The sequence below is a fragment of the Arcicella rosea genome, assembly GCF_040543805.1.
Taxonomy (GTDB): Bacteria; Bacteroidota; Bacteroidia; order Cytophagales; family Spirosomataceae; genus Arcicella; species Arcicella rosea.
On sequence record NZ_JBEUMS010000001.1, the window covers coordinates 552165 to 576296 of the forward strand.

At 34.2% G+C, this 24132-nt stretch carries 21 protein-coding genes and 3 tRNA genes; 11 read left to right on the forward strand and 13 right to left on the reverse strand.

The window, feature by feature from the left end:
• Positions 1-141: 141 nt before the first annotated feature.
• The 3 genes from ABID42_RS02505 to ABID42_RS02515 form a co-directional block, all read right to left on the reverse strand.
• Entirely contained in the window at positions 142-1857 is a 1716-nt protein-coding gene (locus ABID42_RS02505; protein WP_367282292.1) for a GMC oxidoreductase, read from the reverse strand.
• A gap of 69 nt (positions 1858-1926) precedes the next feature.
• Positions 1927-2448, reverse strand: a complete 522-nt coding sequence (locus ABID42_RS02510; RefSeq protein ID WP_367282293.1) for a gluconate 2-dehydrogenase subunit 3 family protein — start codon at positions 2446-2448, stop codon at positions 1927-1929.
• A gap of 387 nt (positions 2449-2835) precedes the next feature.
• Positions 2836-4044, reverse strand: coding sequence for a 4-hydroxy-3-methylbut-2-enyl diphosphate reductase (locus tag ABID42_RS02515; protein ID WP_367282438.1), 1209 nt, complete (start codon positions 4042-4044; stop codon positions 2836-2838).
• 252 nt (positions 4045-4296) lie between these two features.
• On the opposite strand from ABID42_RS02515, the gene ABID42_RS02520 reads away from it, so the two are divergent.
• Entirely contained in the window at positions 4297-4776 is a 480-nt protein-coding gene (locus ABID42_RS02520; RefSeq protein WP_367282294.1) for a flavin reductase family protein, read from the forward strand.
• A gap of 127 nt (positions 4777-4903) precedes the next feature.
• On the opposite strand, the gene prmA is transcribed toward ABID42_RS02520, so the two are convergent.
• The 5 genes from prmA to ABID42_RS02545 form a co-directional block, all read right to left on the reverse strand.
• Positions 4904-5737 (reverse strand): 50S ribosomal protein L11 methyltransferase, encoded by an 834-nt coding sequence (prmA, locus tag ABID42_RS02525; RefSeq protein WP_367282295.1) that lies wholly within the window; start codon positions 5735-5737, stop codon positions 4904-4906.
• A gap of 254 nt (positions 5738-5991) precedes the next feature.
• Positions 5992-7287: a glycosyltransferase gene (locus ABID42_RS02530; protein ID WP_367282296.1), complete on the reverse strand. Its 1296-nt coding sequence runs from the start codon at positions 7285-7287 to the stop codon at positions 5992-5994.
• A 233-nt stretch (positions 7288-7520) separates the two neighbouring features.
• Entirely contained in the window at positions 7521-8849 is a 1329-nt protein-coding gene (locus ABID42_RS02535; RefSeq protein ID WP_367282297.1) for a flippase, read from the reverse strand.
• Positions 8850-8854: 5 nt separating this feature from the next.
• Positions 8855-9811, reverse strand: coding sequence for a hypothetical protein (locus tag ABID42_RS02540; protein ID WP_367282298.1), 957 nt, complete (start codon positions 9809-9811; stop codon positions 8855-8857).
• 481 nt (positions 9812-10292) lie between these two features.
• A tRNA-Phe gene (locus tag ABID42_RS02545) sits at positions 10293-10365 on the reverse strand.
• A gap of 262 nt (positions 10366-10627) precedes the next feature.
• Between ABID42_RS02545 and ABID42_RS02550 the strand changes: the two genes are divergently transcribed.
• The 4 genes from ABID42_RS02550 (at position 10628) to ABID42_RS02565 (ending at position 14930) form a co-directional block, all read left to right on the forward strand.
• The gene (locus ABID42_RS02550; protein ID WP_367282299.1) at positions 10628-11956 is read left to right on the forward strand and encodes a 4Fe-4S dicluster domain-containing protein; all 1329 of its coding nucleotides are present in this window, start codon (positions 10628-10630) and stop codon (positions 11954-11956) included.
• Positions 11957-12016: 60 nt separating this feature from the next.
• The gene (locus ABID42_RS02555; RefSeq protein ID WP_367282300.1) at positions 12017-13009 is read left to right on the forward strand and encodes an alpha/beta hydrolase; all 993 of its coding nucleotides are present in this window, start codon (positions 12017-12019) and stop codon (positions 13007-13009) included.
• Between the two features lie 80 nt (positions 13010-13089).
• Entirely contained in the window at positions 13090-13974 is an 885-nt protein-coding gene (locus ABID42_RS02560) for a sterol desaturase family protein (protein WP_367282301.1), read from the forward strand.
• A gap of 158 nt (positions 13975-14132) precedes the next feature.
• Positions 14133-14930: a (Fe-S)-binding protein gene (locus ABID42_RS02565; RefSeq protein ID WP_323294742.1), complete on the forward strand. Its 798-nt coding sequence runs from the start codon at positions 14133-14135 to the stop codon at positions 14928-14930.
• A 110-nt stretch (positions 14931-15040) separates the two neighbouring features.
• Here ABID42_RS02565 and ABID42_RS02570 read toward each other — a convergent pair whose 3' ends face one another.
• Positions 15041-15415, reverse strand: a complete 375-nt coding sequence (locus tag ABID42_RS02570) for a hypothetical protein (RefSeq protein ID WP_367282302.1) — start codon at positions 15413-15415, stop codon at positions 15041-15043.
• A gap of 287 nt (positions 15416-15702) precedes the next feature.
• On the opposite strand from ABID42_RS02570, the gene rlmN reads away from it, so the two are divergent.
• Complete coding sequence (gene rlmN / locus ABID42_RS02575; protein WP_367282303.1) at positions 15703-16782, forward strand: dual-specificity RNA methyltransferase RlmN; 1080 nt, start codon at positions 15703-15705, stop codon at positions 16780-16782.
• On the opposite strand, the gene ABID42_RS02580 is transcribed toward rlmN, so the two are convergent.
• The 3 genes from ABID42_RS02580 to ABID42_RS02590 form a co-directional block, all read right to left on the reverse strand.
• Positions 16772-17266, reverse strand: a complete 495-nt coding sequence (locus ABID42_RS02580; protein WP_367282304.1) for a DUF456 domain-containing protein — start codon at positions 17264-17266, stop codon at positions 16772-16774. The genes rlmN and ABID42_RS02580 overlap by 11 nt on opposite strands.
• A 110-nt stretch (positions 17267-17376) precedes the next feature.
• Positions 17377-18060, reverse strand: a complete 684-nt coding sequence (locus tag ABID42_RS02585; protein WP_367282305.1) for a response regulator transcription factor — start codon at positions 18058-18060, stop codon at positions 17377-17379.
• A 33-nt stretch (positions 18061-18093) separates the two neighbouring features.
• Positions 18094-19851 (reverse strand): sensor histidine kinase, encoded by a 1758-nt coding sequence (locus ABID42_RS02590; RefSeq protein WP_367282306.1) that lies wholly within the window; start codon positions 19849-19851, stop codon positions 18094-18096.
• A gap of 326 nt (positions 19852-20177) precedes the next feature.
• Between ABID42_RS02590 and ABID42_RS02595 the strand changes: the two genes are divergently transcribed.
• On the forward strand, positions 20178-20954 hold the full coding sequence (locus tag ABID42_RS02595; protein WP_367282307.1) for a T9SS type A sorting domain-containing protein: 777 nt from the start codon (positions 20178-20180) through the stop codon (positions 20952-20954).
• Positions 20955-21021: 67 nt separating this feature from the next.
• Here the strand turns inward: ABID42_RS02595 and ABID42_RS02600 are convergent, their stop codons facing one another.
• Positions 21022-21744, reverse strand: a complete 723-nt coding sequence (locus ABID42_RS02600) for a DUF2490 domain-containing protein (RefSeq protein ID WP_367282308.1) — start codon at positions 21742-21744, stop codon at positions 21022-21024.
• Positions 21745-22000: 256 nt separating this feature from the next.
• On the opposite strand from ABID42_RS02600, the gene ABID42_RS02605 reads away from it, so the two are divergent.
• The 4 genes from ABID42_RS02605 (at position 22001) to ABID42_RS02620 (ending at position 24126) form a co-directional block, all read left to right on the forward strand.
• Positions 22001-22073, forward strand: a tRNA-Gly gene (locus ABID42_RS02605).
• A 67-nt stretch (positions 22074-22140) separates the two neighbouring features.
• Positions 22141-22224 (forward strand) — tRNA-Leu (locus ABID42_RS02610).
• A 252-nt stretch (positions 22225-22476) separates the two neighbouring features.
• Entirely contained in the window at positions 22477-23748 is a 1272-nt protein-coding gene (locus ABID42_RS02615; RefSeq protein WP_367282309.1) for an AAA family ATPase, read from the forward strand.
• A gap of 108 nt (positions 23749-23856) precedes the next feature.
• Entirely contained in the window at positions 23857-24126 is a 270-nt protein-coding gene (locus ABID42_RS02620) for a helix-turn-helix domain-containing protein (protein ID WP_367282310.1), read from the forward strand.
• Positions 24127-24132 lie beyond the last annotated feature (6 nt).

The window sequence follows — 24132 nt, forward strand, 5'->3', positions numbered from 1 at the left end:
TGAGAAATGAGCTATAAGCTATGAGATTTTTTGTGCTAATAGTTTATTCATAGAAAAGGGTAAGTACCAAATTGGATACTCACCCTTACTTTATTTTAAAGCTTTCTAAAATCTCAAAGCTAAAGGCTCATCACTCACAGCTTATAAAGTCCCTTTTCTCATTTCTTTCACGGCATAATCAACTGAACGAGCCGTCATTGCCATGTAAGTTAGTGATGGATTTTGGGTTGATGTTGACGTCATAGACGCTCCATCTGTTACGAAAACATTTTTACAACTATGAATTGCATTCCATTTATTCAAAACAGATGTTTTAGGGTCTTTACCCATTCTTGCACCACCCATTTCGTGAATATCTAAACCAGGAGTACGGTTTGAATCGTTCGTTCTGATATTGGTAAATCCTGCTTTGGTGTACATTTCTGTGAATTGTTCAAAGAAATCTTTAACCATTTTACGGTCATTATCGTCATATTCAACCGAAATTTTCAATTGAGGAATTCCCCAAGGGTCAACTTTTGATTTATCCAAAGCTACATAATTACTTTCCTTTGGAATAGTTTCGCCCATCATGTGCGAGCCTACGCTCCAAACATTGTTATATTCTGGTTTCAATAAAGCTTTCTTCAAATCTTCACCTAAGCCACTTCTATCATCGTGTTGATAACGCCCCGCCGAGAAACCTGCCGCATAGCCACGCAAGAAATCCGTTTCTTGTTTTTCAACATTTCTGAAACGAGGAACATACGCTGAATTTGGTTTACGTCCATCGGTTGTACTATCCAAAAACCCTTCGTAATCCGCATTAATAGTTGCTGTGTAATTATGGAAGGCTATGTATTTTCCTAATACTCCACTATCATTTCCTAATCCGTTTGGGAAACGGTGCGAAGTAGAATTCAATAATATCAAATTTGAATTTAGTGCTGCTGCATTTACAAAAATGATTCTTGCATAAAATTCCATCATTTGGTTGGTCGTAGCATCAATTACTCTTACGCCTGTAGCTTTGCCTTTTTTCTCATCATAAATGATAGAATGAACCACCGAGTGTGGACGCAAAGTCAATTTACCAGTTTTGGCAGCCCAAGGTAAAGTAGAAGAATTACTGCTGAAGTATCCACCGTAAGGACAACCTCTTTCGCAAATTGTTCTGCTTTGGCATTGCGCTCGTCCTTGGTCGTAATGTACTTGTTTTGGTGAAGTAAGATGCGCACAACGACCAGTAATAATATGGCGATCTTTATAGTTCTTCGCTACTTGTTCTTTAAAGTATTTTTCAACACAGTTTAATTCATGCGGTGCTAAAAATTCGCCGTCTGGCAAACTAGCTACATTATCTTTATTACCAGAAATACCAGCAAATTTTTCCACATAACTATACCACGGAGCAAGGTCAGCATAACGAATTGGCCAATCTACGGCAAAACCATCACGAGCTGGTCCTTGAAAATCATATTCTGACCAACGTTGTGTTTGGCGAGCCCAAAGTAAAGATTTTCCACCCGTTTGGTAGCCACGAATCCAATCAAATGGTTTTTCTTGTACGTAAGGATGTTCGGCATCTTTTACAAAAAATTGTTCTGTGCCTTCATAGAAAGCATAACATTTGCTAACGATTGGATTGGCATCTTTTACTTCTTTTTTGATACGATTGTGGTGTTCAAATTCCCACGGCTGCATCAATGTTGTCGGATAGTCGATTACGTGTTTTACATCTCTTCCTCGTTCTAAAACCAATGTGCGTAATCCTTTTCCTGTAAGTTCTTTGGCAGCCCAGCCACCACTAATTCCTGAACCAATTACGATGGCATCGTAAGTTTGGTTTTTAATAGCATCTATATTTAAATTGGACATTTCTTGAGATAAAATTTGAGACCGTGAATAATAGCTTAGACGTTTAAGTTGTTAAGCAAATTTTTAGTACTATTTCTTGATTGGAACACAACCATGATAACGACCCGGAACCATTTCAAAGATTCTTAGATTGGTCATCACGTATTCAGAAACTAAGTAACCGTCGATTGTCAGACCTTTTACCAATTGTACAAAACCTTTTTCGTCGCTGTTTGGTGAAGTACTCATTTTCTTCAATACTTCTAATTTTTGTTTAGCATCGCTTTCTATAAAGGTTTTACCATTTTCTTTTTTCGATAACTCATCTACCGAAACCATTCCTTTCGCAAAAATATCTTGAGATTTTTTATCGTAACAATCTGCTACCATTTTCAAGATAAATTTATCTGCACCAAGTTCTTTCGCTCCTGGAGTATCTGTTTTTGGAATAATCGTTTCTACGATTTCTGCCAATAAAGTTTCTTGCGCATAAGTAATCTTAAAAGCACCACTTTGAATCGATTCTTTGCTCCACGCATTTGCCCACGCTGGTAAAACAATTGTTCCACCTATCGTCAGAGCTAAATTTTTGATTGCCGAACGTCTTTGCATTATGTTATGATTAATTTAGGAATACAAATAAAAGGGTTTTTAATCTAGGGATTAGGCTGAGTTATGTGGTTTTATTAACTAGTTAAATATCAAGTCATAAAAAGTTATTTCTACCATTTGCAACCCGAATCCATAATTTAAATTTCCGAAATAGTAAATTATGGTTTTAAGTTACAAAATATAAATTATTTTAACCCAAACTCATATCTAGCATAGACACTTGGAAGTAAAAATACCCTATACTGTGAAAGGGCTTGACCCAATAAATTTCCCGTTGAATACAAAAATAAGATGTGAATAAAATAACAGAGAGGAAGCTTTAAGCTAAAAAGGAATAAACAATTTATTTTGTTGAATCGTGATAAAACCACAATTCAACAAAATTTCCTAGCCTTGAATAGGCTGTGCATCAGGGAAAAACGAGTGTAATTTCAATAAAATTGATTCTACCACTGCATCAGGACATGAAGCTCCACAAGTAAGCATTATCGTCACTGGCTGTTTTTTCGGTAAAAAATCACTTGTATGTTTTTCTGTTTTTGAATGTAAATCAAAATGACTGATAAGATTTTCTGTCAGGATTTTATCGGCAGAAGAAATAAAATAGGTTGGCAATTTTTGCTCACATAATTCTACCAAATGTGAAGTATTTGATGAATTATAACCACCTGCAACCACTACTAAATCAGCTTCCTCTTTCAATAAACCATAAGTAGCACTTTGATTATCGTTGGTAGCATAACAAAGCGTATCACGAGTATCGGCAAAATAAGCCGTTACGTCAGAACCTTCAATGCTATATTGCTGAATCATGATTTGCTTCAAATAATCTGCAATTCCTTGCGTATCCGAAGCCAACATTGTGGTCTGATTCACCACGCCGATTCTTTGTAAATCTTTCTTTACATCAAAACCTTCAGAGTACTGTCCTTTAAATTCTTCGTAAAATTGTTCAGTAGGTTTTTCGCCAGTAATGTATTTCGCCAATTCTATGGTCTGCTTCATATCTTTTACGACAACTGTAGGCGCATTTTCTTTGGCATGTGAAAAAGTAGCTCTGGTTTCTTCGTGCGCTGGTTTTCCATGCACCACAATGGTGTAATCTTTTTGACCAATTGCTGTAGCACGATTCCATACTTTTTCTACGAAAGGACAAGTAGTATCGTATTGATAAGCATTGATACCAATATCTGAAAGACGTTGTTGGATTTCAACCGTTGTACCAAAAGCTGGCACAATTACGACATCATCAGAAGTCAATTCTTCCCAAGGAATCAATTGTTTACCAGAAGTGTCCATGATGAAACTCACGCCACGACTCAATAAATCAGCATTTACATCAGGATTATGAATCATTTCTGATAGCAGAAAGATTCTCTTATCAGGATTTTCCTCTATCGTTCTGTAAGCAATCTCAACTGCATTTTCGACGCCATAGCAAAAGCCAAAGTGTCTGGAAATCAAAAATCTTACAACACCATAATCCAAAACGGTTGGTGTGAAGTCTTTTTTGAGTTTATCCTCCAAACGGCGCTTCTCTTTGATACCACCGATGATAGTACTCTTGTATAGATCAGGAATCTGAAATGATTTCATTTTCTTCATTTTTCTTCGGGCATCTCCTTCCGAAGGAGTATCTACCCGAAACAGTTCAATATCAGAAGAATTACTAATTACCTCCATCTCTTTAAACAACTTTTTTGATTAACAGTTTTCAAAGTTACATCAAATTGTAAAAATCAAGTCAAATAAATATCAGTAATTGAGTAAATGGTCACTAAAATTCAAGCTTTTATAGTTGTTTAATGACCCGTTTTATAATTTAAAAATTCCTAAAAAATACTACTCATGACTAAAGCATTACTAAAATACAAAAATTACGATGTGCATTCTATCACAACGATTTCACCATTAGGAAAAATCAATGCCAACATTGCTACTTGGGTTATGCAAAGTGCAATGCAAGGAAAATTTATCACCGTAGCTCTTTACAAAACGGATTATACCATAGCATTGGTACGAGAAAGCATGATATTGAATGTAAATCTTTTGGCGAAAGACCAAGCCAAAAAGCTTATTCCTAAATTGGGAAGAAAAAGTGGGAGGACTTCTAACAAATTTGTCAACCTTCCTTTTGAAATAGATGAAAGAGGTTGTCCTTACTTGACCGAAGCTATTGGCTATATTCAATGCCGATGTGTGGGATGTATCGACTCTGGCGACCATGAATTGTTTGTCTGTGAAGTATTAAAGCAAAAAGTACTAAACCCAAACAAAGAAGTTTTGACGAATGATTACTTGAAGGCTGAGGGATTGGTGAGGGGATAAATAGCTTTCGGTCGTCGGCAATCAGCTTTCGGTATTGAGAAAACAAAAACGGCAACCGTGAAGGTTGCCGCTACATTTTATCATATTTTCTGCTTTCAAAAACCGAAAGCCGACTGCCGAAAGCTAATTATTTTCTTTCAAAAATCACCGCTGCCCAATTATTTTTGTTTTCGGTATGTATTTTTGTTAAGCCTGATTCGTTGGCTACTTTTTCAATATCTTCAATATCGTGCTGGTAAAAACCACTTACAATTAATTTTGAAGGAGCAGCTTTCATAAATTCAACATATTTCGGAATATCACGCATCAAAATATTACGGTTGATATTTGCCAAAATAATATCGTATTGGTCGGCAGGTTCATCCTCAATCGTTCCCTGACGAATCACAATATTATCACAATCATTTAATTGTACATTTTCACGAGAATTTTCAGCCGCCCATTCTTCAATGTCAAAACCTGCTACTTCCGAAGCCCCCAATTTTGAAGCAAAAATGGCTAAGATTCCCGTTCCACAACCAACATCTAATACTTTTTTCGCTTGGTGATCAATCTCCATTTGTAAACTCAACACCATCGAAGTAGTTTCGTGATGCCCCGTTCCAAACGACATTTTGGGGTTAATCAACAATTCATATTGAATACTTGGATCAGGTTCATGGAAATTCGCACGTACTCTTACACGACCATTTGCTGCTAAGATTGGCTCGTAATTTTTCTCCCATTCCTCATTCCAATTCTTTTTTTCTAAAGTCGAGTAGCTGTAACTAATAGGAGTCATCGCTAAATAACGCTCCATAATTTCATCCAGATTTTCTTCAGAAAACAAGTCCTCCGTAATGTAAGCGTTTAAACCCTCCGCTTCTTCGGTAAAAGTTTCGTAGCCAATTTCACCTAACTCCGCCATGAAAATATCCGAAAATTCTGGGTTGATGTTTAGTTTTACTTCTATGTAGTTCATGATTAAATTTTGATTTGCTTGTTTGCAGCCCCAAAGATAATATTTTTCTACGGGTAGGGTTGAATATTTTTTAACTGAAGGAGTCATTAATGTACTCTAAAAATGGGGGTTTATAGGTAATACCATCAGAATTTTGCGATGCTAAAATCAATAAAAATAGAATTCCATTGACGACTTTTCAAATAAATATCATCTTTTTATAAAAAAATCCACTTAAAACATTACTGGATTTTTTATAACCTTACGTCTGAGAATTAAGTATTTATTTTTAAAAAATCTTCAATAATTTCTTCAAGTTTTTGAATTCGTTTCCTCCATGAATTTTCCTCAGCACGTTGCATTCTATCTTCCAATTTTTTTTGAGGTTCTTCTTCTAGTGCTATTTTAATATTGTCAATAAAATCCTCATGAGAGCTACTCAAATAGATTAAATCTTCAAACAAAAAAATATCATCAGAAAAATCTGTTGATACCGTAGGAATTCCAGCAGCGAGGTACTCATTCATTTTCAAAGGATAAACCCCTTTTGTAAGATTATTTTTTTTGTAGGGAATAATAGCAGCATTTGAATGACATAAATAAGCGGGCAGGGATTCAATAGGTTTAGGACCAATAAAATAAAGGTTTTTGATTTGTGATAAGTGTTCTCTATCTATGTCGTTTTTGTCATAAGTTCCTACAAATAAAATACTTCCTTCTTTAAACACATCTGTTATTTTCTTTAATAGTTCGTAATCAATTCTCAGATTACTGTAATGTCCTGTGTAAATTATTATAGGCCCCTTCAAACCCTTCATTTCCTTTGGCATAGGATACGGTTTATTAATCGCATTAGCAAAAACTTCATAATCAACACCATTGCTTAAGAAATGTATCTTTTTATCCACTTTTTTTGAATAGATGTCGCATAGTCCTGTTGATGTTGCAATAGCAATGTCGCATTGCATAATTGCATCAAACTCAGCTTTGATACCGTGCTTGGCAATATAGGGTTCTTCACTAATCATATCAAACGATTGGTAAATATTAGCCAAGGGTTTAAGTCGAATTTTATGTGAAATAACAGGGGTGTTAACAGGATAAAATGAGTTTATGAAAACATAATTCTTCACATCGTAGTCTTTTATTATTTTTTTGATTACCTCATTTACCACAAAATTATTGTAACGATTTAAAAAGTTATATGCTGCTCCTTGTGGCAAAAAGTTTATTGGTAGCGATATTCGTGGTGTAACTTGAATAAATGAACTCTGAGGGAATTTTTTTTCATCGTAAATATTAGAACCAACTAATATAGCTTTCAATCTTTTTTTTAACCCTGGGACTTTTCTTTCATCTATTACATCTTTCACAGAATAAGGCTTATCTATATAAAATACACGATGAGTTTTAGACCATTCTTTAGCCAGAGCAACAGAAACAGAAGATAATTCGGAATCACTTCTTGATAAGCTAAATATAAACAAATCATATTCAGGTAGCATATTATATTTTATTTTATGTAGTTGATTAAAATATCTATCATTATTCCTTGAAGTTGAAGCAGACATTTTCTGGCTTTATAGAATCTGTTGATTTTTTAATGTCTTTAGATTATAAAACTGCTGTACAATCACAAAAAATATGACTTATAATTAAAGGTAAAAGGTCTATTATTAATATAATAATTGTAAGAAATAAGATACTATGCAAATCATTATATGTGAGCAAACAAGACTATTAGATAAATACTGTTTAACATTTATGATATTATATTTTAGTGCCTTTACACTACTAGAAACAATTAATCTTTTTTTAAATAAAATTTAATATGTCGGTGATAAAATTCAGGATAGAATCTAAAAGCATAAACAAATGTTCTCAAGACGTTGACTTTTAACTCTCTGTACAAAATTACTTGCCCAATTATAAAGCCAAAGGTGCTTGAGATTAATGTTGCTCTTGCTGCTCCCATCACCCCTTGTGATTTAATGAAAAAATAGTTGATTCCAATATTTAGACATGCACAAAATAATACAACCCAAAATGTTAATTGAGTTTTGCCAATTGAATCTATAACGACACCAAATTGACGTCCAAAAGGGACGAACATACAATAAAGCAAGGTAATTTTTAACAAAGGAATTGAGTCGTCGTATTTTCCACCTGCTATCATATTGACAATTAAGTCCGAAAAAATATATAAGAATGTAATAACTGGTATTACAAGTGCTAAAATTGTTCCAACTGACTTTTCGTATAAATACCTAACTCCATCAAGCCCCTCTTTTGCACGCTTTGCACTTTGTGGGAATACAATGGTTGCAATCGCACTAGTTGGAATTTCTACCAAATTTGTTATTCGAACAGCAACATTGAATGCCCCAGAAGCTACAGGTGAAAGCATTGCTCCAAGCATCATTTGATCAATTGTTCCAGATAATATTGCACTTACTGAAGTTCCAAATGTATATTTACCAAAATGAAAAAGCTTACTCATCCAATCTATATATATATTTTTTTCTAATATTAAGTATTTATTTACATATTGATATCCAACAGCAGTTGCTATCACTACACCTAATATCTGTACATAAACTAAATAAATCAATGGAGTAGCAAACTGACTAGCAAAACATCCTAAAATAAACATAAACAGAATAATCTGACGAACAAGCGTTGTGATAAATATTCCATTAAAGGTTAAATTGGCTTGCTCTACACTATTAAAAATTGCTAAGACCCCAGAAAGTAAGAAAGTTATATTATGTACATAAAACATAACTTCTAGTTCTGGAGAATGCCATAATAAACTCAAATAATGAGAAAACATCAAATTTAACAACACACAGAATAGAGAAAGAGCCGTACTAATAGCGACGGATGCCATAATAATTGGAGTTTTTTCTTCTGGTTTTGCCCCAGACAAAAACTTTACGAGTGCATTTCCAACCAAGCCATTTCTAGCCACTTCTAAAATCGAAGTAATTGTGATGAAAAGAGTCCAAGCACCAAAATGATTTTTATCCAATACTCTTACAAGCATGTAGAAACCTCCAAAACCAAAAAGTACATTTGCAAAGCTTTGAATAATATTCAAAAACCCAGATTTAATCCAATAATTATTCCCCATTCAATTTATGAGTTTACGTAATATTTTAGCACAAAATCACGAGCCTCTTCGCTAGTTTTGGCATGATAAATTGTTGCTCCTGATAATTTTGGGAATAATGTATCAAAGCATCCAAAATGATGCTCTGGTCCTTTTTTAGAAAGAATAATATTCGAACCTTTGAAACAACTTGCCAGTGCAGCTGTTCCTCCGTGTATTGAAATAAATTTATCGCAATTTGCATACACCAACATTTGAAAATGATTGTAATTGTTGGCATTTACTTTATTTTCTCTATACAAGTCTTCCATCAATATTACTTCTGGGTGAATTTTCCCAAGCCATTCATTGTCGTTCAGCTCATAAATTTCACTTGTGTCACTTGTAATATTTTGTGGACGTGGACGATTGTAAATAATTGTATAATCCTTTTTGAGGTAATTTATCATAAAATCTAAATCTTCAAGACTATAAAAACTAATTGGCAGTCCACCCCACTCCATGTTATAACGATTAGCTATTATGAGAATAGGTTTTTCATATACATAAATGTCATTCTTAAAATATTCTTTATAAGGCACCTCAAGCCATTTACTCATGTTGTAATTCTGGCTATACAACACCCTTGGGAGTTCATAATTATAGTTACCTTCGTTAGTTCTAACATCAAAAAAATCCTCATGATAAGGCGAGAAGAAATACATCTCCTTGGTATAAAAGGCTGATTTAGTACTTTTTAATGTACCATTTTTATAATGCCAATAAGCAAAAGGAATTGTAAATTCTAATTCTGGAGCAAACTCTCCTTGGAACTCTATCGTTTTATAAGGCTTTTTAATAAAATAATCTCGAAAAAGATATTTAAGTTGCTCAAGTTGACACCTATAAGTATGGCGATAATAGTAATTAATATCAGGTGTCATTCGTCCGTAACGGAGTAAGACAATTAAGCTAAGAAATTTATTTAGGTATTTTTCAAACATTTCAATATAGGTTGATTCATCTTTCAGAAATTGATACAATATACATAATATCAGTGTCAAAAAACAATAATTATGTCGAAAGATTTTTCAGAAAAAATATCTCAAATAATTACACTTTTCAAATAAAAATTTCATCAAAGTTTACCTGTTGAGATTAATTAATCATTTGTCAAATAGAACCAGAGTTAATAGTAAATCAAATAGAACCAGAGTTAATAGTAAATATAAAACTTAATGATTCCTCAATAGCCCATTACTCATTAAAAAATTAAAAAACTTTAAATACGGTTTTGATGATACGTTTATTCAAAATTGCCTAAGAAACAGGATATAGTCGTGATTGAATATGAAATTAAACGACAAGGATTTTGGAATAGTAGTAAAAGCATAGATATTTGAAATACTTTATAAAAAACTGTCCCACAAACCATACCCCACAAAAGCAAAAACCCCTCAAACATTACGTTTAAGGGGTTTTTTGTGGTAAAGGGCGGACTCGAACCGCCGACACACGGATTTTCAGTCCGATGCTCTACCAACTGAGCTACTTCACCTGAATCCCGCCTGTGTTTCGGGACTGCAAAGGTAGGAAACTTTTTTTTAACGCCAAACATTTTCTGAAAATAATTTCAAATATTTTTAAATATTTTTCTAAATAGTATGCTTGCATACCAATAAGAAAATCAACATCTTTGTATCACACAATAAAATCAGTAAATTGTTAAATAAAGTACAAAATTTATCTTGAATTCATCAAAAATGGTTCTGATGAATTTTTTAAAATAAATAAGTACCAAAACTTATTTTTCCTGAATTATGCAAATCATCCAACAAATTCTCTTCGTAGCAGCTTTCGGTTTGGCGGCTTATTTTATTTCAAAACGCATACAAATCATCAAAAAGACCATTCAGTTAGGCAGAGCTGAAGACCGTTCGGATAATCCTTCTGAACGATTGAAGACGATGCTTCGGATTGCTTTCGGACAAAAGAAGATGTTCGACCGACCAGTCATTGGTATTTTGCACTTTGTAATTTATGCTGGTTTTTTACTCATCAATGTTGAAGTACTGGAAATTGTATTGGATGGCATTTTAGGTACTCATCGTCTCTTCGCTCCTATTCTGGGTAGTTTTTATACTTTCTTGATTAATTTCTTTGAAATATTAGCCGCAGGCGTACTCTTGGTTTGTGTGGTGTTTTTGATTCGTAGAAATATTACCAAAGTAGAACGCCTACAAGCTACTCGCCACCGAGAATTAAATGGTTTTCCTGTCATTGATGCTAATAATATTCTCTTTGCTGAAATTATTTTAATGACGGCTCTCCTCAGTATGAATGCCGTTGATAGCATTTTGCAAGAACGTGGCAACGAACATTATCATCCAGTGGGTTCTTTTGTGATTAGTACTTTTTTGAAACCCATCTTCACAAATTGGAGCGAAACCGCTTTAATCATTTATGAACGCACGGCTTGGTGGCTACATATTTTGGGTATTTTAGGTTTTGCTTTGTATGTTACTTATTCCAAACATTTACATATTTTCTTGGCATTTCCGAATACTTATTTCTCGAATCTGAAAGCAAAAGGCGAAATCCCGAATATGCCAGAAGTGACGAAAGAAGTACAAATTATGTTGGGTTTGGCTCAGCCTGATGCTGAGGCAAGTACTGAAATTGCTCGTTTTGGAGCGAAAGACATCAAAGATTTATCTTGGAAAAATCTGATGGATGCCTATTCTTGTACTGAGTGCGGACGTTGTACTTCGTCTTGTCCTGCCAATTTAACGGGCAAAGCTTTGTCGCCACGAAAAATTATGATGGATACTCGTGACCGACTTGAAGAAGTAGGTAGAAACCTTGCTGTAAACGGTGGCATTTTTGTAGAAGACGGCAAAGCATTGTACGGAAGCTATATTACTTCGGAAGAATTGCGTGCTTGTACTACTTGTAACGCTTGCGTGCAGGAATGTCCGATAAATATTTCGCCTTTAGATATTATTCTGCAATTGCGCCGCTATCAAATTATGGAAGAATCTGACGCTCCAGCTTCTTGGAATGCAATGTTTTCAAATTTAGAAACCAATCAAGCTCCTTGGAAATTTGCAACTTCGGATAGATTTAATTGGGCGAATGAAGTGAAGTAAAGCTGTGAGCTATGAGATTGCTGAAATAATTTTAACAAGAAACAAAACACTTTTTGAATAATGAAACGATTATTTAAAGTATTAATCATAGTTTTTGTCGTTTGCTTTTTTGGTTATTTAATGGGTCCAAAACCCGATGCTCCGACCATGAAGATTCCCGTTTTTGATTTACCAACTTCATTAGTTGATTTAGAAACAAAAATCAATACTGCTGAAAAAGCCGTAGTAGGTATTCGTCCCGACTGTGAAGCCAGAATCATTTGGGCAGATACAGCCAAGAAAGTAAAAACCAAATTAGCCATTGTATATGTACATGGCTTTTCGGCAAGTCAGGAAGAAGGCGACCCTGTTCATACCAATTTGGCAAAAAAGTACGGAGCAAATCTGTACTTAGCTCGCTTGGCTGGTCATGGCATTGATTTGGGCGATTCTACGATGAAAAACGTAAAAGCTGATGATTTTATTAATTCAGCAGAAGAAGCTTTGGCAATTGGCAAAAAACTGGGTGATGAAGTAATCGTGGTTGGAACATCTTTCGGTGGAGCGTTGACTTTGTATTTGGCTTCGCAACATCCAGAAATTAAAGCCATCGTACTCTATTCTCCTTGCATTGAGATTTTTGATAAAAATGCTAAGCTGTTGGATAATCATTGGGGTTTGGCTTTGGCAAAATTGATTACTGGCTCAGAAGTAAGGGATTTTCCTCCGCATAATCCGATTCATGCCAAATATTGGAGTACGCATTATCATATCAATGGCGTAATTGCTTTGCAGAATTTCTTGACAAACGTAATGACTCCAGCAACTTTTGAAAAAGTAAAATGCCCAACTTTTATGGGATATTATTACAAAAACGAAGAAGAACAAGACAAAGTAGTTTCTGTGCCAGCGATGCTGAAAATGTACGATGAATTGGGCGTTTCAACCAATCAAAAACAAAAAGTTGTTTTCCCGAATGCTGGAAATCATGTGATTGGCTCTTATGTTTTATCAAAAGATTATCAACACGTTCAAAGAAAAACAGAACAGTTTTTAGATAAGGTTGTAGATTAAAAGCTTTGGATAACCAGATTTCGGCAGTCGGTTACATTTTCAAATTTAGCTCATTTTCAAACTTTCAAATTGATTTCCCAATGGCTCCGAATCTTATTTTATATGCTGTTCCGTTTTTTGTGCTGACGGTTATTCTTGAGGCAATTTTTATTACTCGTGAACAAAAAGATTATTTGGAAGTAAAAGACACTTTTACTTCTATCGCTTTGGGTTTGGGAAATTTACTAAGTGGACTGATTTCAAAAACTGCCATCGCATTCATTTTTTTGTACTTATACGAAAATTTTCATGTTTTCACTTTAGACGGTTCGGCTTGGTGGATGTGGGTTTTAGCGTTTTTTGCCGATGACTTTAGCTATTATTGGTTTCACAGAGAAGCACATTTGATTCGATACTTCTGGGCTTCGCACAAGGTTCATCATTCATCTGAAAAATATAATTTGGCAACGGCACTTCGACAAACTTGGACGGGCAATATTTCTGGTTCATTTATTTTTTATCTGTGGATGCCCATTGTTGGTTTTCACCCCATCGTAGTGGTGATTATGCAACAAATTAGCTTGCTTTATCAGTATTGGATTCACACCGAAACCATTGGTAAAATGTGGAAACCTTTTGAATTTATCTTTAATACGCCTTCTCATCACAGAGTACATCATGGCTCGGATGTGAAGTATTTGGATAAAAACTACGCAGGTATTTTGATTATTTGGGATAGAATGTTCGGTACTTTTATTGATGAAGACGAACGACCAACGTATGGTTTGACCAACAATTTAAAGACTTATAATCCTGTAAAAATTGCCTTCAGCGAATGGGTTGATATTGCCAAAGACGTTTGGAAGGCAGGTTCACTGAAAAACGCTTTCAACTATATTTTTGCTCCTCCGGGTTGGAGTCACGATGGTTCAAGAAAAACGGCTAAACAGATGCAGGAGGAGTTTTTAAAACCAGAACCAAAGTAAAAAAGAACCATCATTCCTGACAGTTCCTTTTAAAAACAACGAGCGAGTGCCTAAAAATATTTATCCCTCCTCCTAACGTCCAAAACGTCTTTGTTCATTGCAAATATAGTGAAAAATAAAGACTTATCCAGCAAAATAAAAGATTTATCAATAAAGAAATGACACAAGAAATAGAATATAAAGTGCCAACAATGGCAGAAATGATGAGTACAGGCGAAAGCCCTGAAATTTTGTTTTGGGTGGGTTGTGCTGGTTCGTTTGATGACAGATACAAAAAAGTAACGATTGCTTTTACAAAAATCCTAAATCAAGTTGGGATAAAGTTTGCTGTACTCGGCACAGAAGAATCTTGTACAGGTGACCCCGCACGCAGAGCAGGAAACGAATTCCTATTTCAAATGCAAGCCACTATGAATATTCAAGTATTGGATGGTTATGGTGTAAAAAAAATCGTGACGGCTTGTCCGCATTGTTTTAATACTTTAAAAAATGAATATCCAGCTTTGGGCGGAAATTATGAAGTAATTCACCATTCTACTTTTTTGCAACAATTAATTGATGCTGGAAAAATAAAATTACAAGGCGGTGGAGAATTCAAGGGCAAAAAAATCACTTATCATGATTCTTGTTATTTAGGACGTGCCAATGATATTTATGAAGCTCCACGTTCGGTTTTGGAAGCCTTGGATGCTGATTTAGTAGAAATGAAACGTTGCAAAACCAAAGGTTTATGTTGTGGTGCTGGCGGCGGACAAATGTTTAAAGAACCCGAAAAAGGTAACAAAGACATCAATATTGAACGCATTGAAGACGCTTTAGCCACAGGAGCAAGTACCATTGCCGTAGCTTGTCCATTTTGTATGGTGATGATGTCGGACGGCGTGAAAAACAAAGAAAAAGAAGATTCTGTAAAAGTATATGACTTGGCAGAATTGCTGTTGGAGGGGATGAAGTGAGAATGTATTATGCTGAATTAGCGATTTTCATTGATGGCATGACTTGAAGTCATGCCATCAATGGTATTAATTTTCACTCAATCTCTGCAGAAAGCAATTTTCAAACTATATTAAAATAAAATTTGAATTAGCAATAAAAATGCTTTCCCATAACAAAAACAAGAAAATGAATAAACTAAAAGAGAGAGAAACATACTCTTTACAAATACTTTAGATGATATTGAAACTCCTAAAATTATAAGTAAAAATTTAGCTATAGTAATATACTGATTATCAGAAAATACCACTTTAGAAAATGTAAAAATCAATAGAACTAAAATCCAGATAGTTATCATTAAGGGACTTTTAACTTGATTGAAAGGCAAGTTAATCCCAAACAGCTCAAAATGTGAAAGTAGATAGATAATTAAACCAACTATCAGAAAACTAGTAGGTAATTGGTTCAAAAAGATGTTTAAAATTTTAAGTGTTTGTTCTGCAAGCATTTTGTAATAGTTGTATTTTAGGATTGAACAAAATCATTTTCAATACATAAGTTAATAATAAGTTTTTTAGGTTATTTATCTGTTTGGGGCATTTGTATTAACAATAAGCACGCTACTTTATAAACATTTGATTATCAATCTCATACCAACATCTTGGTTTGGTTTGTTTTTATCCTTAACTTTGTGCAAAATTAACCTAAAGAGTAAAGACGCCAATCTTTGCTCTTTTTTTGTCGATAAAAAATAATCTTACTTCCTACAAATTTGAAAGTAAAGATTGCGAAATCATGGAAACAGCAACAATCACCAAAAAAGATATACGTAAATTATCGTTGGCTCAAATCAAAGACTTTTTGACTGAGCATGGCGAACAGGGTTTCAGAGCTAAACAGATTTATGAATGGCTTTGGAAAAAATCGGCTCAGACTTTCGAGGAAATGACGAACCTTTCTAAGAAAACTCGTGAGTTGTTAGAAAATAACTTCGACATCAGAGCGGTTAAAGTATCCGAAAAACAAATCAGTTCAGACAGAACTATCAAATCATCATTTGAATTATTCGACCATAATTTGGTAGAAGGCGTATTGATTCCTGCCGACGATAGAATGACTGCCTGTGTTTCTTCACAAGTGGGTTGTTCACTTACTTGTAAATTCTGTGCTACGGGTTATATGGACAGAAAAAGAAACCTCGACCCAGCCGAAATTTACGACCAAGTAGTTTTGATTCGTGACCAAGCAGAATCGCATTACCAAACTCCGCTTACAAACATTGTTTATATGGGCATGGGCGAACCATTGTTGAATTATGCCAACGTGTTGTCGTCTATCAATTACATTACTTCACCCGAAGGCTTAGGAATGTCGCCAAAACGCATTACAGTTTCTACGGCAGGTATTGCAAAAATGATTACAAAATTGGGCGATGATGAAGTGAAATTCAATTTGGCACTTTCGCTTCATGCAGCCAATGACGAAAAGCGTAATCAGATTATGCCCATCAACGAATCCAATACTTTGGAAGCTCTGAAAGATGCTTTATTGCATTTTTACAAAAAAACAGGCAGTAGAATTACGTTAGAATACATTCTTTTCTATCGTTTTAACGATACTTTGCAAGATGCTAAAGAGCTTTGGGAATTTGCCAGACAATTTCCTTGTAAAATCAATATCATCGAATACAACCCAATTGCCGAAGCAAATTATACCAATACTGATCCACAAACTTTGGCAAAATTTGCTCAGTTTTTTGAAGGTAAAAATATGGTAATTAATGTGCGTCGTTCAAGAGGAAAAGATATTGATGCCGCTTGTGGACAATTGGCAGGGAAGAAACCACCAGTCGTGAAAGAAGAAGTTACAGCATAATCATAAAATACTCTGCGATAGCGATACAAGCGAAGATTAACATTGCCAAACAAAGTATCACTTTACCAAATATTCCAGCAATCAGCCCTAAAAATGAGCCAATCGCCGCTTTTAGGGCTTTTTTCGGCTCCGCTTTTCCAAGAATTTCACCTAAAAAAGCTCCAAGAAAAGCTCCAAGAAACATTCCAAAACCAGGAATAATAAATAAGCCTGCAAGTAAGCCAATTGTTGAACCCCAAGCTCCATACTTAGTTCCACCGAATTTTTTTGTTCCCCAAATGGGTGCGTAATAATCAAAAATACTGATTCCGATAGTCACCAAAGTAAAGAAAGCCAAAGTCTTTCTATCAAAATCAGCATACTTGGAGTAATGCAACATAAACAGACCGACCAAACTCAAAGGCGGACCGGGCAATGGCAATACTGCACCAGCCAAACCAACTAAAAGGCATATTATTGAACCAATCAATAGCAGTATGTCCATTTATGAAAGAGTTGTGAATTATGAATGATGATCTTAAAATTCAGTATATCAATATTTTAAAGTTATAACTCATTATTTATTTTACATAGATTATCTATATCTTATGTTTTTTAAACCATTAATTTAAAACCTTCTCCATGAAGATTTAGAATCTGAATTTCGGGTTCTTCTTTTAAGAATTTTCTTAATTTGGTAATATAAACATCCATACTTCTGGCGTTGAAATAAGTATCATCTCCCCAAACCATTTTTAAAGCAAAACTTCGACTGACGGGTTTGCCCATATTTTCACAAAGTAATTTCAATAAAGCTGATTCTTTCGCTGTCAATTTTTGAGATTCGCCGTTTCTTTCCAATAATTGTTTTTCGGCATCAAATGCAAAACCCCTGATGATGAAATTTGAAATCTTTTCGTTTTGTAATTCTACCTTCTGGCTTCTTCGTAAAACGGCTTGCAGGCGAGCCAACAATTCTTCCATCGAAAAGGGTTTGGTCATATAATCATCCGCCCCCAATTTAAAGCCTTGTAAAGTATCTTCTTTCATCGCCTTCGCCGTCAGGAAAATAATAGGAGTATCTTTATCAGACATTCGTACTTCTTTTGCCAAGGTAAAACCATCCTTTTTTGGCATCATTACATCAAAAATACAAAGGTCATAATCTTGTTGTACAAACTTTGTAAGGGCATCGTCGCCATCTTTTGCTAAAATGGTTTCATAGCCTTTTATCGTTAAATATTCTTGAAGTAAAGTACCTAAATTGGGGTCGTCTTCGGCAAGGAGAATCTTTGTCATGTTAATAATAGGGATAATGCTTAAATGTATATTTTAACTTAGCTGTGACGTAATATCAATCGGTAAAATTACCTCAAATTCGCTTCCTTCGTTGATTTTACTTTGGACGTTTATTTTACCATGATGTTCTTGAATCATTTTCTTAACATAACTCAAACCCAATCCAAAACCTTTTACATCGTGTAAATTACCCGTAGGAACTCTATAGAATTTTTCAAAAATATTCTTCAAAGATTCTTTACTTATCCCGATTCCTTTGTCTTTTATCGTAATCGAAATCCCTTTTTCGGTATTCTTCGTAGCAATGGTAATTTCAGGTTTTTCAGGCGAATATTTGTTGGCATTATCTAAAAGGTTAAAGATAATATTGGTCAAATGTACTTCATCCGCTTCAATTTCCGTGATTTCTGCTTGTAAATCTAAATCAATGATACCTTCACGAAGTTCAATTTGCGGACTAATATTTTCTAATACTTTCTCTATAATTTCATGAACGTCAACGGTTTTTAGTTTCAATTGTACGTCTCCTCTTTCCATTTGTGCCGTTTGAAGTACTTTCTCTACTTGCGAACCCAAACGTTTGTTTTCATCTCGAATAATGCCTAAATAACGCTTAAACATCGACGGACTAGCTGCTACGGCTTCGTCTTGTAACATCTGAGTTGCCAACGAAATCGTAGAAATTGGCGTCTTAAACTCATGCGTCATGTTATTGATGAAATCATTTTTAATATCAGCCAATTGTTTTTGCTTCACAATGGTACTTACTGCCACATAAAAACAACTCAAAACCACTAAAATCAACAACAATGAAGTTGCGTACATCACCCAAATATTTCGGATAATGTAGCGGTCTTGATTCGGGAAATATACTCTTAAATAATTTTCAGAATTGGCATAATCATTCGGAAAAAGATTGACTGTATAAGTATCTTTGTCGTTCTTCAAACCTGTCATTTTATACTTCATCGAAGAAGCATAATGTAAATAATTAGGTTCTTCTTGGCTACTAATTCCGTACTCAAAAGGGATTTCAATCCCCTTCATTTTGATTTCATATTTCAACAAAGAATCTAGTACTAAATAATTGATTCTGTCATAAATACTTCTCTTTTTGAACAGAAAATCATTGAAAACCTCTTTAGCCATTTCGGCTTTATTCATTACTTTATCTTGCGTTCCTAAAGGGTCAACAATTTTATCAACATGTTTTTTGTTTACTTGTTTTTTTCTTGCTGCTGATAATTCAGCTTTTCGCATAGAATCTTGTTTTTGAAGCGTATTTTGGTGTTGTTGCAATGCTTCCGAAAAAATTTCGTCTAATTGTTTATGTTCATTCAAACGATTTTGAAAATCTTGAATGTCAATATTCATTGAAAATTCCTGATATTCTCTAATTTCCCCATTAGGCAAAATTTCCGTTCCTTTCGACACCAAAATATCTGAAGGAAATGGCGTCCCTCCTACTTTATCTAAACCAATCCCAGTTTGGTTTGAAGCAATTGGTATTTTTTGCTTTGGAGTTTCAATTGGCTTCTCAGTAATAGGTTTCGCAATTGCCATTAGCTGTTTTTGCTTTTCCTCCGCTTCTACTTTTCGTTGTACAAAATAGTAAAATTCTTGTTTTCCAAGCTTGCGAACTACCTGTTGCATGGCATCTCGAACATCACTTCCAAATTGGTCATTTTTAGAGCGAACCGTAAATCCTAGCCAATACATTTGAAAGGCAATTAAACCTAATAAAGCAAAAGCCATCAAAGCAATTATATATTGTATTTTCCGCTTAGTCATTCTTAATCATTAATATTTATTGAACTGTAAACATTAAGCTATAAGCACTTTTTAACCATTATAAGTGGCTCGTTTCTTTCAATTGCTTGTACTTATACACTTTAAAACAAGCTAAACCCTTAAAAATATTGTGCTTATAGCAGCTTTGCAACATTTTTATTTTTAGCGTGTCTATTACAGCGCAACAAAATTAAACTAATTCTTAAGCAATTTATTTCGTTTAACATCTTTTAACAAAGTTTAAAGGTTTGATATAGAATAGGTTGATTAAGTTTGTTTCATGTAATCTTTACATGATTTTTTTTACTCAAAAAACAAAAATCACTATGCAAAAGAACATCAAAATTTTCGGAACAGCGATCTTGTTTGCAGTTAGTATGACTGCAATGGCACAAAAAAGTACTTCTCAAAATATTGAGGAAAAAGACGGCAAAATTAAAATTCATGTAGAATCTACAGAAAACGGACAAAAACAAGTTTTCGACCGTACTTACAATGCCGAAGGAATGAATGCAGAACAAAAAGAAGATCTTATTAACCGTATTACTGATTCTTTATCAACAACTTTAGGAAAAGGCGAAAGAAAGCAAATTAGAATTAAAGTTGATAGAGGAAATGAAAGATTTGCACAGTCATTTAAAGCTCCGAGAAATGAGCAAAAACGCATTGAAATCTACAAAGATGGCAAAAGAATAGAAAAGGATTTTGACAGAAACGACCACAAAGAATTTCACTTCGATTTTGACCATGACAAACTTTTAGGTTCATTAAAACCAGCCATGAAAGAATTCAAGTTTAAATTCGATCACGACTTCAAAGATTTTGAGCCTTTCAGCGATTCAAAAACAGTTAAAGCCTTGAAAATTTATCCAAACAAACCTTTTGATAATAAATTGAATCTTAAATTTTACACACCTGAAAAAGGAGATGTAAATGTTACGGTGACAGATGTGAATGGAAAAGAAGTAGGTTCTCAGAAATTCAAAGATTTCCAAGGTGATTTTATGGGTCAAGTAGAATTAAAGAAAAATACTAAAGGAACACTTTTTGTAACCGTAACACAACGTGAAGATGGTACTGCAAAAAGAGTTGTTATTGAATAAATAAATTGATTGGAATGTTTCGTTTTACAGAAAGAGTAATTGTTTAAAAGCAGTTACTCTTTTTTGTTTATAGCCTGATAATGAAATGAGTATGCAAAGTGTTTTCTTCATCAAACTCAACCAAGCTCGCTCTTTGTCTATGATTCCACATGTAACCAATCTCAGTTGTAAAATGCGGAGAAAATGCGTGACTAAACATCAAGGTAAGCTGGTTTTGACTAAAATTATTGGCTGGTAAATTAGGTGGAATATTCAAAAGTGGTTCTTCACTGACATACATAATATTGTTTTTATTCAGATTATACCTCCACTGAATCCGTAAACGAATCCTAGCTTGCTCGTCTCCAAAAGTATTATCACTTCTTTTAAACAAACGATATTCATAACCAAATCTTGACCTAAAAGTCCATTTTGGGCTCAATACTTTAGTCCATTCTAAATAAGCAACAGGTCTTATTTCCAAACGCACAGGTCTTTTTAAATCATCCACTTTTCCATAAAGTGGGAAAGTATTAAAAACAATGGGAGCAAGACTTACTGCCCAATTTCCCTTTCTATAAACTGTCGAAATTCTGTAAGCTTCCACATATCTTGAATCGAAAAGATTATAATTTCCTTTACTAAAATCATTTTGTCTTCGGTAAAGAAAGTCTGCATTCACATCAAAATACTTACTTATTTTTTTTTGAATTGAAACCCTTGACCACAAAGTATAGTGTGGATAATTTTGGGCATAACTTGAAAAGCTCGCTAAAAAAATCATAGCAAAGCCCCAAACATATTTTTTCATTTAAAGCAGTTAATAAATATCCTACAAATTACATGAATACTTAGCTACTTTCCAATTTTACACCCTCTATCACCTTTAAATGGACAAAAAATCTAAAAAAAGTTTCAAGCTTAATTCAAACATAATCAGCGATTTATAAATTTTGTGAGATTTTTTTATTAAAAATTTTCACAAAAAGCTTGCACAGACGAATTACATCGCATAATTTTGCACCACAATTCAACGGAATTATAACAACAATTCAAAAGAATCACAAGCGAAAGTAGCTCAGCTGGTAGAGCGCAACCTTGCCAAGGTTGAGGTCGCGAGTTCGAACCTCGTCTTTCGCTCAGCTTATAGAAGCACCTTACGGTGCTTTTTAAGTTTAAGAGATTAAGGTTACAACTTTAATTTCATGCCAGGGTGGTGGAACTGGTAGACACGCAGGACTTAAAATCCTGTGAACGCAAGTTCGTACGGGTTCGATTCCCGTCCCCGGTACAGTTTAAAGAGGGTTTTTACAGTAAAATGTAAGAACCCTTTTTTATTTGGTACAACATAGGTACAACATTTTTTTCGCATAAATTAGGGCAAAAAAAACTGCAAATTCCCTGAAAAAATTATAAGCTTTTAGTTTAAGCCTTCACTTCCCTATCGTTATTCTTTTCTTACAAATAAATCACACGACACATAAACATGCTTATTGAATGTTTCCTTATTTTTAAGAAAATATCTCATTAACGCCCTTGTATCATGTTACTCGAATTCACTGTCGGCAACTATCTTTCAACTAAGAATAAAACAACACTTAGCCTATTCGCTGTGCCTATCAAGGAGCATAAAGAAACAAACATATTTTCTACAGAGCGTTATGAGTTGTTAAAAGGTGCAGTTATCTATGGGGCTAATTCCAGTGGGAAAAGCAATTTCATTAAGGCAATATCTACCATGAGAAGATTAGTGCTGCAATCGTTTGAGCAATCCTCTACTGCTGAGTTGGATATTGCCCCTTTTCTTTTGAGTACAGAAACTGAAAAAACAGATTCTTTTTTTGAAGCTGTTTTTTCAGTTGATAATATTCGTTATCGCTATGGCTTTGAACTAGACAACCATAGCATCAATACAGAATGGCTTTTTGAATCTCAAAAGAAAACTGAAAAACCTTTATTTATTAGAGAGCATGATAGAATAGAAGTTATGAGCAGGTCTTTCCCAGAAGGTAAAGATTTAGAAAAACGTACGAGAGATAACGCTTTATTCCTTGCTGTTGTAGACCAGTTTAACGGGAAAGTCTCAAAAAAAATCATGAAGTGGTTTAATAATTTTATTACTATTTCAGGATTAAAGCATGAAGGATATAAAGGTTTGACTTTGGAAATGCTGGAAAATAAGCAAACTCAAGCCACTTTATTGAGCTTTTGCAAAACACTAGATTTAGGATTTGATGATTTAGCTATTTCTAAAAAACCATTCGACCAAAAAGAACTTCCAAGTGACTTGCCCGAAGGGCTGGTAAAGCAGTTACTCACAGATTTTGAAGGCGCATTTAAAATCGACATCAAAACAACTCACAAAAAATATGATGTTAAAAATAAAGTCATTGAACAAATAGAATTTGATATGCGTAGTCAAGAATCTTCTGGTACAAATAAGTTATTTAATATTTCTGGTTCTATATTCAATGTACTCAACAATGGGGGCTTACTGGTAATTGATGATTTGCACACCAGTTTACATCCTCTACTAACGATAGCCATTACAAAGCTTTTTAACTCAAAAGAATGTAATCGTAACAACGCACAGCTAATTTTCGCTACACATGACACAAACATATTGAATTACGGCAATTATCGAAGAGACCAGATTTATTTTGTCGAAAAGAATAAGTACGGAGAATCAGAGATGTATTCACTTGTTGAATATAAAGAAGCTGGAAAAACTATTCGAAGAAACAAGGATTATCTTGAAGGTCGGTATGGTGCTATTCCGTTCATTAGTAATCTTTCAGGGATAGTTACAAAATAGCAAGGACAATAAAAACCAGAAGATAATCTGAATAAATATGATGGCGCATATCAAATAATTTTTTAAATTTAATTGATTATTTCATCCACCCTCTTCCATTCAAAATTCATGCAAGTCATCTGCCTAGAAGAATCTGCCTTTTATGCTTTAGTCGAGCAAGTTGTCGCACGGCTAAAAGAAACGAACAAAGTGGAAAAGGAAAAATGGATTTCTGACGAGCAAGCCATGCAACTCTTGAATATCAAATCAAAAACTACATTACAGAAATTGAGGGATGAAGGGAAAATTAGATTTTCTCAACCGCAAAAGAAAATCATCCTCTACGACAGAGATTCAATTGACAAGTATCTTGAGGGCAATGTTCATAAAATATTTTAGCTATCG

Excerpts from the sequence above, each read along its gene's own strand:
- ABID42_RS02505 (WP_367282292.1), bottom strand. The coding sequence starts at position 1,857 with ATGTCCAATTTAAATATAGATGCTATTAAAAACCAAACTTACGATGCC.
- ABID42_RS02510 (WP_367282293.1), bottom strand. The coding sequence starts at position 2,448 with ATGCAAAGACGTTCGGCAATCAAAAATTTAGCTCTGACGATAGGTGGA.
- ABID42_RS02515 (WP_367282438.1), bottom strand. The coding sequence starts at position 4,044 with ATGAAATCATTTCAGATTCCTGATCTATACAAGAGTACTATCATCGGT.
- ABID42_RS02520 (WP_367282294.1), top strand. The coding sequence starts at position 4,297 with ATGACTAAAGCATTACTAAAATACAAAAATTACGATGTGCATTCTATC.
- prmA (WP_367282295.1), bottom strand. The coding sequence starts at position 5,737 with ATGAACTACATAGAAGTAAAACTAAACATCAACCCAGAATTTTCGGAT.
- ABID42_RS02530 (WP_367282296.1), bottom strand. The coding sequence starts at position 7,287 with ATGTCTGCTTCAACTTCAAGGAATAATGATAGATATTTTAATCAACTA.
- ABID42_RS02535 (WP_367282297.1), bottom strand. The coding sequence starts at position 8,849 with ATGGGGAATAATTATTGGATTAAATCTGGGTTTTTGAATATTATTCAA.
- ABID42_RS02540 (WP_367282298.1), bottom strand. The coding sequence starts at position 9,811 with ATGTTTGAAAAATACCTAAATAAATTTCTTAGCTTAATTGTCTTACTC.
- ABID42_RS02550 (WP_367282299.1), top strand. The coding sequence starts at position 10,628 with ATGCAAATCATCCAACAAATTCTCTTCGTAGCAGCTTTCGGTTTGGCG.
- ABID42_RS02555 (WP_367282300.1), top strand. The coding sequence starts at position 12,017 with ATGAAACGATTATTTAAAGTATTAATCATAGTTTTTGTCGTTTGCTTT.
- ABID42_RS02560 (WP_367282301.1), top strand. The coding sequence starts at position 13,090 with ATGGCTCCGAATCTTATTTTATATGCTGTTCCGTTTTTTGTGCTGACG.
- ABID42_RS02565 (WP_323294742.1), top strand. The coding sequence starts at position 14,133 with ATGACACAAGAAATAGAATATAAAGTGCCAACAATGGCAGAAATGATG.
- ABID42_RS02570 (WP_367282302.1), bottom strand. The coding sequence starts at position 15,415 with ATGCTTGCAGAACAAACACTTAAAATTTTAAACATCTTTTTGAACCAA.
- rlmN (WP_367282303.1), top strand. The coding sequence starts at position 15,703 with ATGGAAACAGCAACAATCACCAAAAAAGATATACGTAAATTATCGTTG.
- ABID42_RS02580 (WP_367282304.1), bottom strand. The coding sequence starts at position 17,266 with ATGGACATACTGCTATTGATTGGTTCAATAATATGCCTTTTAGTTGGT.
- ABID42_RS02585 (WP_367282305.1), bottom strand. The coding sequence starts at position 18,060 with ATGACAAAGATTCTCCTTGCCGAAGACGACCCCAATTTAGGTACTTTA.
- ABID42_RS02590 (WP_367282306.1), bottom strand. The coding sequence starts at position 19,851 with ATGACTAAGCGGAAAATACAATATATAATTGCTTTGATGGCTTTTGCT.
- ABID42_RS02595 (WP_367282307.1), top strand. The coding sequence starts at position 20,178 with ATGCAAAAGAACATCAAAATTTTCGGAACAGCGATCTTGTTTGCAGTT.
- ABID42_RS02600 (WP_367282308.1), bottom strand. The coding sequence starts at position 21,744 with ATGAAAAAATATGTTTGGGGCTTTGCTATGATTTTTTTAGCGAGCTTT.
- ABID42_RS02615 (WP_367282309.1), top strand. The coding sequence starts at position 22,477 with ATGTTACTCGAATTCACTGTCGGCAACTATCTTTCAACTAAGAATAAA.
- ABID42_RS02620 (WP_367282310.1), top strand. The coding sequence starts at position 23,857 with ATGCAAGTCATCTGCCTAGAAGAATCTGCCTTTTATGCTTTAGTCGAG.